This is a genomic window from Streptomyces sp. NPDC059477 (assembly GCF_042749375.1).
Taxonomy (GTDB): Bacteria; Actinomycetota; Actinomycetes; order Streptomycetales; family Streptomycetaceae; genus Streptomyces.
The window spans coordinates 62,665-71,966 of record NZ_JBHYUG010000012.1 but is presented as its reverse complement, the minus strand read 5'-3'; the positions used below and the strand labels follow the sequence as shown (position 1 = coordinate 71,966).

Below are 9,302 nucleotides of genomic sequence, written 5' to 3'. Positions count from 1 at the left end.
CCCCACCCGCCCGCGGGGGTGTGGTGTGTTTTTAACGTGCCCGCTGTGCTACACTGTTACCTCAAAACGTACCCCCCCCCCATCGACGGCGCGGTGGAGCGGCGGGTGCGCCGCCAGTTCGCCGAGCAGCGGATGACGGCGGCCCGTGGCAGCCGCTCCCCGCAGCCCACGGACTCCTGGGGCGAGCGCTTCGGCTTCGGGATCGTCTCGCTGGTGCTGGCGATCCCGCTGTCCGCGATCGGCGGCGGGGTCGCCGATCTCCCGGGCCTGATGGTGGCCTGGGCGGGCATCGTGGGGGTCAACGCCTTCCAGGCGGCCCGCGCCAACCCGAACCTGTTCGGTGGCCGCGGCGGAAACAAGAGGGACAAGAACGGCAAGGAAACGGACGCCTGGGAGGAGTGAGCCCGGGGCCTCCGGCCCGGAAGGACTCATGACCTCAAGGGCCTCAGAGGGCCTCAAGGGCCTCAGAGAGCTTCACCGGCTTCGTCGGCCTCAAGGGCTTCCCGGGGCTTCACCCGCTGGAAAAGTATGCGCGGGGACCGCCGCACCCCCGTGTCCGGGGGGCGGGACGACGGCGGTCCCCGCGAGGGACGCGGGCCTGGTCAGGGCCTGGCCTGCGCGTCCGGGCGTCCATGGAGGTCCGGGAGCCGCTCCGGAGGTCCTTGGACGTTCGGTGCCGGCCGGGGCGGGGAGCCGCTCCCGCCCTGCCGACATCAACCAATGTGCCGGACGCGTGTTAAGCCGGTGCTGCGCGCACGTGACACCCTCGTACCACTTGCGCGAAGTCCGGCACCCGCGCAGGTCACCGGGGATTCGCCGGGTACACCGGCCGTTCATGACGGCGTTGCCGTCACGTCCCGCCACTCACCGCCATGCCCCGCTGAGTCCCGTAACATCCCGTAACGTCCCGCTACTTCCCGTTCTTGGCGAGGAACGCCAGCAGGTCCTGCCGTCCGATGACCCCGGTGGGCTTCCCCTCCACCAGCACGATCGCCGCGTCCGAGCTGCCCAGGACCTGCATCAGGTCGGAGACCGGCTCGCCGGAGCCGACCTGCGGCAGCGGGGCGGACATGTGCTTCTCCAGCGGGTCGTCGAGCGAGGCGCGCCGGCTGAACAGCGCGTCGAGCAGCTCGCGCTCCACCACCGACCCGACGACCTCGGCGGCCATCACGTCCGGGTGCCCGGCGCCGGGCTTGACCACGGGCATCTGGGAGACGCCGTACTCGCGCAGCACCTCGATGGCCTGTCCGACGGTTTCCTCCGGGTGCATGTGCACCAGCGAGGGGATCGCCCCGTGCTCCTTGTCGTCGAGGACGTCGGCGACGCGGGCGCTGGTCCCGGTGTCCTCCAGGAACCCGTAGTCGGCCATCCACTCGTCGTTGAAGATCTTGCTGAGGTATCCGCGTCCGCTGTCCGGCAGCAGCACCACGACCACGTCGTCCGGGCCGAGGGGCTCGGCGACGCGCAGGGCGGCGACCACGGCCATCCCGCAGGACCCGCCGACGAGCAGTCCCTCTTCCTTGGCGAGGCGCCGGGTCATCTGGAAGGAGTCCTTGTCGGACACGGCGACGATGCCATCGGCGACCGTACGGTCGTACGCCGTCGGCCAGAAGTCCTCACCGACGCCCTCCACGAGGTACGGCCGCCCGGAGCCGCCGGAGTAGACCGAGCCCTCGGGGTCGGCGCCGATGACCTTGACCCGGCCGTCGGAGGCGTCCTTGAGGTAGCGCCCGGTGCCGGAGATGGTGCCGCCGGTGCCGACGCCGGCCACGAAGTGGGTGATCCTCCCCTCCGTCTGCTCCCACAGCTCCGGCCCGGTGGAGTGGTAGTGGGAGGCCGGGTTCTCCGGGTTGGAGTACTGGTCGGGCTTCCAGGCGTCCGGCGTCTCACGGACCAGCCGGTCGGAGACGTTGTAGTACGAGTCGGGGTGCTCGGGGTCCACGGCGGTCGGGCAGACGACGACCTCCGCCCCGTACGCGCGCAGCACATTGATCTTGTCGGTGCTCACCTTGTCGGGGCACACGAAGATGCACTTGTACCCCTTCTGCTGGGCCACGATGGCCAGCCCGACGCCGGTGTTCCCGCTGGTCGGCTCGACGATCGTGCCGCCGGGCCGCAGCGCTCCGCTCCGCTCGGCGGCCTCGATCATGCGCAGGGCGATGCGGTCCTTCACGGAGCCGCCCGGGTTGAAGTACTCCACCTTGGCCAGGACGGTCGCCCGGATGCCCTTGGTCACGCTGTTGAGCCTCAGCAGCGGGGTGTTGCCGACGAGGCTGATCATCGAGTCGTGGAATTGCACCGTTGTCTCCGGTTGCTGCAAAGGATGTGGTCGGGGTGGTGCCGTCAGCCTACGGCCCGGGACCTGCGTTCACTCCCTGTTGAGATTGGGCGACGGCCGGTACGGGGCAAGGAGTGGATGTACGGCACGGAGGAGGTGGCGGCGGAGCATGACGAGCATGTCAAGGGCGAGGGTGGCCCGGCGCATCGCGGCGGGAGCGGCGTTCGGCGGGGGCGGCATCGGGCTGATGGGCGCGGCCGGGATCGGGCTGGTGCTGGCGGAGGTACGGCTGGCCAGACGGCACGTGGGCAACGGCACCGCGTCCCACGTCCCGCACGCGGACGGGCGGTACGGCAGGATGTACGCGGCTCCGGGCGAGCCGCCCCTCACCCTCACCCTGCTGGGCGACTCGACAGCGGCGGGCCAGGGTGTGCACCGCGCCCAGCAGACCCCGGGCGCCCTGCTGGCCTCCGGGCTTTCGGCGGTCGCCGAGCGCGAGGTGGAGTTGCGCAATGTCGCCCTGCCGGGGGCACGCTCGGACGACCTGGACCGCCAGGTGACGCTGGTCCTGGAGGATCCGTCCCGGGTACCCGACGTCTGCGTGATCATGGTCGGCGCGAACGACGTCACGCATCGCATGCCGGCCACCCAGTCGGTACGGCACCTGTCGGCGGCGGTACGACGGCTGCGCACCGCCGGTGCCGAGGTGGTCGTCGGCACCTGTCCCGACCTGGGCACGATCGAGCCGGTCCAGCAGCCCCTGCGCTGGCTGGCCCGCCGGGCCTCCCGGCAGCTGGCGGCGGCCCAGACCATCGGGGTGGTGGAGCAGGGCGGGCGGACGGTGTCGCTGGGCGATCTGCTGGGCCCGGAGTTCGCGGCGAACCCGCGTGAGCTGTTCGGCCCGGACAACTACCACCCCTCCGCCGAGGGCTATGCCACCGCCGCGATGGCCGTCCTGCCCACGGTGTGCGCGGCCCTGGGCCTGTGGCCCGCCGAGGAGGACCGCCCGGACGCCTCCCGCCGCGAGGGCTTCCTCCCGGTCGCCAAGGCGGCGGCGGAGGCCGCGTCGGAGGCGGGCACGGAGGTCACCGCCGCGATGCCGACGGGTCCGCGGGGGCCGTGGGCGCTGCTGAAGCGGCGGCGGAGGCGGCGGGTGTCGGAGGAGGAGGCAGCGGCGGGGGTTGTGCCGTAGGCGGGGGGTGTGTGCCGATGGCGGGGGGTGTGCCGGAGGCAGAGGGCGTTGCCGTAGGTGGGCGTGGGGGTCCGGCCCGGGTCGAACAGGAAAGCAAGCGCTTAGAAAACTGCGGCCTGTGTCACACAGCAACACCGGTGACCAGACGCATACGTACAGGTAACTTCCAAACAACCCGCTCGCCCACGCGCCCACCCGTCACGCGACACCCGTCACCCCGTCACCCCGTCACACGACACCCGTGACCCGTCACCCGACACGTACGCCACTGGAGCCGGAAATGCCCGAAGCCGTCATCGTCTCGACCGCCCGCTCCCCCATCGGCCGCGCTTTCAAGGGCTCCCTGAAGGACCTGCGCCCCGACGACCTCACCGCCACGATCATCCAGGCCGCCCTCGCGAAGGTCCCCGAGCTGGACCCGAGGGACATCGACGACCTGATGCTCGGCTGCGGGCTGCCCGGCGGTGAGCAGGGCTTCAACCTGGGCCGGATCGTCGCCGTACAGCTGGGCATGGACCATCTGCCGGGCTGCACGATCACCCGTTACTGTTCGTCGTCCCTCCAGACCTCGCGCATGGCCCTGCACGCCATCAGGGCCGGTGAGGGCGATGTCTTCATCTCGGCGGGCGTCGAGACGGTGTCCCGGTTCGCGAAGGGCAGCTCCGACTCGCTCCCCGACACCCACAACCCCCTCTTCGCCGACGCGGAGGCCCGTACCGCCGCCACCGCCGAGTCCACCGGCTCCACCTGGCACGACCCGCGCGAGGACGGCCTCGCTCCCGACCCGTACATCGCGATGGGCCAGACCGCCGAGAACCTGGCGCGCGCCAGGGGTATCACGCGCGAGGAGATGGACGAGTTCGGCGTACGGTCGCAGAATCTCGCCGAGCAGGCCATCAAGGACGGCTTCTGGGAGCGGGAGATCACCCCGGTGACCCTCCCGGACGGCACGGTCGTCGGCAAGGACGACGGCCCGCGTCCCGGCGTCACCCTGGAGGGCGTCCAGGGCCTCAAGCCGGTCTTCCGCGCCGACGGCCTGGTCACCGCCGGCAACTGCTGCCCGCTCAACGACGGCGCCGCCGCGGTGATCGTCATGTCCGACACCAAGGCGCGGGAGCTGGGTCTGACCCCGCTCGCCCGGATCGTCTCGACCGGCGTCTCCGGTCTCTCCCCGGAGATCATGGGCCTGGGCCCGGTGGAGGCGTCCCGGCAGGCCCTGCGCCGGGCGGGCCTGACCATCGACGACATCGACCTGGTGGAGATCAACGAGGCGTTCGCCGCGCAGGTGATCCCCTCCTACCGCGACCTCGGCGTCCCGCTGGAGAAGCTGAACGTCAACGGCGGCGCGATCGCGGTGGGCCACCCCTTCGGCATGACGGGCGCCCGGATCACCGGCACGCTGATCAACTCCCTCCAGTGGCACGACAAGCAGTTCGGCCTGGAGACCATGTGCGTCGGCGGCGGCCAGGGCATGGCCATGGTCATCGAACGCCTCAGCTGACCCCACTTCCTTTCCGGATTTCCGGACGGCTGCTTTCTCCCGTTTCCCCCGATCATTTTCGCCTTTCCGTAACCACAAAGGCACTTAACGTCACCCATCGGCCCAGAACCCGGAACTCTCTGGTGTTCTGGGCCGATTTGTGATCCAATCTCCCTCAGGATGTGACCTAACTCCCCCGATCCGGAAATCACCGCAGGTCAACGCGCTGAGCCAATAAACCCTGGGCCCAAAGTCCTGCCCCTTTCGTGACGTTACGCACTGACAGCGCGATAGTTCACCCATCAAGCTGAGGTAGGAAGTCGGGGGTCGACTTTGAACCGGGAGTACGTCAGTGAGCGCCATGCCGATCGCTTTGCTGGTCACCACGGCCGCCACCGGCGCCGTGGGCGTCGCCGTCCTGCGCACCCTCATACAGCTGCGCCGTCAGGTGGCCGCCCTGCACCAGGACCTCGCCGAGGGCGGTGCCGCGCGCGGGCTGGTGCCCGCGGCACGCCCCGCGGCGGACACCGATGAGATACGGGCCGCCGTGGCCGAGGCCCTCGCCGAGGAGCGCGAGCGGGAACTCGCCGAGGCGCGTGCCTTCTGGGCCGCGCAGGAGGCCCGTGACGCCGCCGACGCGCCCTCCCTGCTGGGCCTCGCGGACGGAGAACCGTTCCTGCCCCGCACCGCCGACTTCGCCGGTCTGGAGGCGCTGGAGCCACTGGAGTCGCTGGAGCCGGTCACCGAGCCGGGCCAGGAGGCCGACGAGTTCCCCGCGGACCCGCCCGAACTGGCCGCGGCCCGCCGCCGCCACCCCTCGCACCCGGACTTCACGCCGGTCGCGTCACCGGTCGTGGGCGACCACGAGCGTACGGTGACCACGCTGGAGGAGCTGGCCACCGGCCAGGTCGAACTGACCGACGTCCGTCCGGGCCCGCTGGGCACCCTCGACGTCTATGTCTTCGCCGACGGCACCACCCTGTGCATGACCCCGGGCCACCGCGAGACCGCCGAACGCCTGGCCGCCGCCCTGCGCACCGGCCACAGCGCACACCTGCTGGGCGGCTCGGGCATCTCGGGCGCGTACACCCTCACGTTCCAGTGCGGCGAGGAGACGGTCTACATACTGGCGGACCGGGTCATAGCGTCGCTGTAGCCCACCGGGGCACCCGGCGCCGGGCCCCTCTACACCCTGGGCCCCTCTACACCCTGGGTCCGTTTACACCCAGGGTCCGTTTGCACCCTGGGACCCGCTACACCCCTGCCCGCCCCTGAGCGGCGAGCACCTTCTCCACCGCCTCCCGCACCTCCCCCGCGCTGCGCAGCACCAGCGCGAGATCGTGCGCGGCGACGGTCACCTGATCCGCGGCGGCGAACATTCCCGCGTCCGGCATCTCCCGGGGCTCCGCCCCGGGTGCCTCTCTCACCTGCGCCCACCGCGCCAGGTCCCGCGCCAGTCCCAGGGCCTCCGCGGCGGCACCGCGCTGGAGGCGGCTCTGCGGGGCGGCGCGCAGACGGTCGGCGAAATGATCCACGGCACGGGTGAGCGGCGTCGTATCAACCACGCGGCGAGCGTACGCGCCGTACCCGGACTGTTGCCAACGGGCGAACGCTCAGGCACGGTGACCTGAAGGACCGGCTTACACCTGATTGCGTCCGGAGGCGCCGATGTCCCAAGTCTTCTCCCAGGAGACCCACCGCAACCTGCTCGCCCGCATCCCGCACTGCACCGGTCGTGAGATCTCCGACTGGCTGCGCACCGTCGAAGAAGGCCCCTCTCTCCTGCGCTTCGAGGAGAAACTCAGCTGGCTCCGCCACGAACACAATCTGGCGTACGGCCATGCCAAGGCGATCATTCACGAGTACGACCTGAGGAGGGCGGCGCGCAAGCTGCGCTGACCAGCGCGCTGCATACATGGCAAAGGGCCCCGGAACCGCTGTCCGGGGCCCTTCCCTGTACCACTTACATGTCACTCACCCGCGCGCGGTGGGAGCGATGGGATCAGTCGTTGCCACTGAAGATCGCGACCAGCCGCAGCATCTCGACGTAGATCCAGACGAGCGTCATGGTCAGACCGAACGCGGCCAGCCAGGACTCGCTGCGCGGAGCGCCGTAGGCGATGCCGTCCTGGATCTGCTTGAAGTCCAGGGTGAGGAAGAACGCGCCGAGGACGATCGCGAGGATGCCGACGATCGCACCGAGCGGGCCCATGCTGCGCAGCCCGCCGTCTTCGGCGACGCCGAAGGCGACCAGCAGCAGATTCACCGCCATGACCAGCACGAACGCGATGGCGATCGCCATGCCGATACGGGCGTAGCGAGCGGTGACGCGGATCCAGCCGGCCTTGTAGATCAGCAGGGTGGCACCGGACACGGCCATGGTGCCGAGCACGGCCTGGAAGGGGGCGCCCGACCAGCGAGAGTTGAACATCTCGCTGAAGACGCCGAGGAACACGCCCTCGAAGGCGGCGTAGGACAGGATCAGCGCGGGCGAGGCGTTGCGCTTGAAGGACTGCACCATCGCCAGGACGAAGGCGATGAGCGCGGCGCCGATGGCCAGGCCGTAGCTGCTGGACGACACCGGCAGCAGCGCCCATGCCAGGGCGGCGCCGACGACGACCGTGCCGAGCGTCATGGCCGAGCGCATGACGACGTCGTCCATCGTCATCCGGTCGGCGGAGGCCGGGGCCTGCGGCGGGGCGCCCTGTACGTCCGGCTGGGCGTAGGGGTTCGTCGCGTACGGGTTCTGCGCGTAAGGGTTGCCGGCGCCGGGCTGCGCGTACGGATTGGCCTGCGTGCCCACTGCTGCTGCGCCCCCGGCCTGCGGCGCGGTGCTGAAGCCCGCGGTGCCGTTGTCGCGGCTGAACCCCCGTCGCGAGAAGACCGGGTTGCTGCTCCTCATTTCACTCCTCCATGGCCACCCTGCGTGGCCTTGGCTCAAGAGTAATGGAAAGGCAAAAGTATGCCTCTAGTGCTTGGGGAGGATCTTTCCCCCGCGCTGCTGAGAACACGCTACGCGCGTGAGCGATTCCCACCAGTGGCGGGGCCGGTTCCATGACCGACTTGAGACAGACGGGACGGCGGCCCTGCTGCCTGTTCCCGCGTCCCCGCGCCGGCCGGAAGACCGACCACCTCCGCCAGAAGATCACCGTTGGCCGCCATGTCATACCCGAGGACCACGGAGTGATGCGGCAGCGCGCCGCGTCGTCGGGCGCCCTCTTGCCGGGCCCTCTCGGCGCCGCCACCGTCGACCTGGGCCGGCGCGAAGACATCCGGACACCGGTCCTCGGTCCGCCCGCTCATGAAATCGCCGTCATCCAGTGAGCGGAGGAAGCCCTCCGTGGCCGGGTTGGCACCCGCCTCGATACGCGGGAAGAGCAGGGCGCCGAGAGGCCGAGGCCTACGGCGTGGGGGGCAGGCACGGCAGGGGCTCCCCCTGGGCGAAGCGCAACGGGATTCCGAGGAAGGTGTCGGCGTAGGGCGCGGACAGTTCGGTGCATCCGTCCTCGGTGCCGAGGGCCGGCCGGAGCGCGGCGAGTACTGCGGCGGCCGGTCCGTGCCGGGTGGGTGTCCGTTGACGGTGGTGCAGGCGCAGATGACGGCGGCGTCGCCTTGCTCGCCGATGACATGGCCGCGCACCGCGTCCAGGGGGATGTGCGGGAGGCGGGCGAGGGTGAACCGGTAGCGGGCGGTGTCGAGGGCGGAGCCGATGCCGAACACGCGGATACTGCCGGATTCCTCGGCGAACAGTCGGGTCATCAGGTCGACCGGGTTGGCCACGACCAGCACCGTGCCCGGGTAGCCGGTGAGCTGCCGCGCAAGCACCGTGATGAGGGGTGCGTTGGCCAGTGCGCCGCCCATGCGGACGTCGGTGGCCTGGGCGCTGTAGGAGGAGACCCGGAGCCACCGATGCGGTCGTGTCACGGATCGGCGGGTGACAGGCGCTGCGCGTCAGCGCGACGAGACGACGACTGCGGCGGTGAGCATGACCGCGACCACGAGGACGGTCAGAAGGTGAGTCGCCTTCGGGTCGGGGCTGGAGTGGCGGTGAACGTCCACGGCAAGGTCCCCCGGAACGCCGCGCGGCGCGCGTGTATGACGGCGTTGATGGCGAGTTCGGACGTGTCCAGTTCGGCCGCGTCCGCGACGTACGGCGACTTCCAGTTGTCGGTCGCCCAGGCGATCATGACGGATCGTCAGCCATTGCCTGGAAGGCCGGTCGCACCCGGTGGCCCAAGTCAGCAACGCGCAATGCCCTGGAGAACGTCACCGACTTACCCATCACCGGCTTGGGGTTCTTGCCCCGAGGTCGGGCCGCGTCCGCGCCCACCCCGCAACGGGACGGCCCTGAC

The 9,302-nt window shown here is 70.6% G+C and carries 9 protein-coding genes and 1 pseudogene; 5 read left to right on the top strand and 5 right to left on the bottom strand.

Features of this window, described 5'->3' with window-relative positions; translation table 11 throughout:
• Positions 1-64: 64 nt before the first annotated feature.
• A pseudogene (locus tag ACFXAZ_RS08975) lies at positions 65-402 on the top strand (hypothetical protein); the annotation flags it as partial.
• 508 nt (positions 403-910) lie between these two features.
• On the opposite strand, the gene ACFXAZ_RS08970 reads toward ACFXAZ_RS08975, so the two are convergent.
• The gene (locus ACFXAZ_RS08970; RefSeq protein ID WP_384586846.1) at positions 911-2,299 is read right to left on the bottom strand and encodes a cystathionine beta-synthase; all 1,389 of its coding nucleotides are present in this window, start codon (positions 2,297-2,299) and stop codon (positions 911-913) included.
• 148 nt (positions 2,300-2,447) lie between these two features.
• Here ACFXAZ_RS08970 and ACFXAZ_RS08965 point away from each other — a divergent pair, with 148 nt between their 5' ends.
• The 3 genes from ACFXAZ_RS08965 (at position 2,448) to ACFXAZ_RS08955 (ending at position 6,106) form a co-directional block, all read left to right on the top strand.
• Entirely contained in the window at positions 2,448-3,470 is a 1,023-nt protein-coding gene (locus tag ACFXAZ_RS08965) for an SGNH/GDSL hydrolase family protein (RefSeq protein WP_384586844.1), read from the top strand.
• A 280-nt stretch (positions 3,471-3,750) separates the two neighbouring features.
• Positions 3,751-4,971, top strand: coding sequence for an acetyl-CoA C-acetyltransferase (locus ACFXAZ_RS08960; protein ID WP_384586842.1), 1,221 nt, complete (start codon positions 3,751-3,753; stop codon positions 4,969-4,971).
• Between the two features lie 340 nt (positions 4,972-5,311).
• Positions 5,312-6,106, top strand: coding sequence for a hypothetical protein (locus ACFXAZ_RS08955; RefSeq protein WP_384586840.1), 795 nt, complete (start codon positions 5,312-5,314; stop codon positions 6,104-6,106).
• A 97-nt stretch (positions 6,107-6,203) separates the two neighbouring features.
• On the opposite strand, the gene ACFXAZ_RS08950 is transcribed toward ACFXAZ_RS08955, so the two are convergent.
• The gene (locus ACFXAZ_RS08950) at positions 6,204-6,515 is read right to left on the bottom strand and encodes a hypothetical protein (RefSeq protein ID WP_384586838.1); all 312 of its coding nucleotides are present in this window, start codon (positions 6,513-6,515) and stop codon (positions 6,204-6,206) included.
• Between the two features lie 103 nt (positions 6,516-6,618).
• Here ACFXAZ_RS08950 and ACFXAZ_RS08945 point away from each other — a divergent pair, with 103 nt between their 5' ends.
• On the top strand, positions 6,619-6,849 hold the full coding sequence (locus ACFXAZ_RS08945; protein ID WP_382691917.1) for a DUF4287 domain-containing protein: 231 nt from the start codon (positions 6,619-6,621) through the stop codon (positions 6,847-6,849).
• A 103-nt stretch (positions 6,850-6,952) separates the two neighbouring features.
• Here ACFXAZ_RS08945 and ACFXAZ_RS08940 read toward each other — a convergent pair whose 3' ends face one another.
• The 3 genes from ACFXAZ_RS08940 to ACFXAZ_RS08930 form a co-directional block, all read right to left on the bottom strand.
• A complete protein-coding gene (locus ACFXAZ_RS08940; RefSeq protein WP_384586836.1) occupies positions 6,953-7,852 on the bottom strand; it encodes a Bax inhibitor-1/YccA family protein in 900 nt (299 codons plus the stop codon).
• Between the two features lie 110 nt (positions 7,853-7,962).
• Positions 7,963-8,874 carry a hypothetical protein gene (locus ACFXAZ_RS08935; RefSeq protein WP_384586834.1) on the bottom strand — a complete coding sequence of 304 codons (912 nt, stop codon included), beginning with the start codon at positions 8,872-8,874 and terminating at the stop codon, positions 7,963-7,965.
• A gap of 83 nt (positions 8,875-8,957) precedes the next feature.
• Complete coding sequence (locus ACFXAZ_RS08930; RefSeq protein ID WP_384586832.1) at positions 8,958-9,137, bottom strand: hypothetical protein; 180 nt, start codon at positions 9,135-9,137, stop codon at positions 8,958-8,960.
• Positions 9,138-9,302 lie beyond the last annotated feature (165 nt).

What these genes read in the sequence shown, in the direction of transcription:
- ACFXAZ_RS08930 (WP_384586832.1), bottom strand. Translation starts at nt 9,137, where the DNA reads ATGATCGCCTGGGCGACCGACAACTGGAAGTCGCCGTACGTCGCGGAC.
- ACFXAZ_RS08945 (WP_382691917.1), top strand. Translation starts at nt 6,619, where the DNA reads ATGTCCCAAGTCTTCTCCCAGGAGACCCACCGCAACCTGCTCGCCCGC.
- ACFXAZ_RS08955 (WP_384586840.1), top strand. Translation starts at nt 5,312, where the DNA reads ATGCCGATCGCTTTGCTGGTCACCACGGCCGCCACCGGCGCCGTGGGC.
- ACFXAZ_RS08960 (WP_384586842.1), top strand. Translation starts at nt 3,751, where the DNA reads ATGCCCGAAGCCGTCATCGTCTCGACCGCCCGCTCCCCCATCGGCCGC.
- ACFXAZ_RS08965 (WP_384586844.1), top strand. Translation starts at nt 2,448, where the DNA reads ATGACGAGCATGTCAAGGGCGAGGGTGGCCCGGCGCATCGCGGCGGGA.
- ACFXAZ_RS08940 (WP_384586836.1), bottom strand. Translation starts at nt 7,852, where the DNA reads ATGAGGAGCAGCAACCCGGTCTTCTCGCGACGGGGGTTCAGCCGCGAC.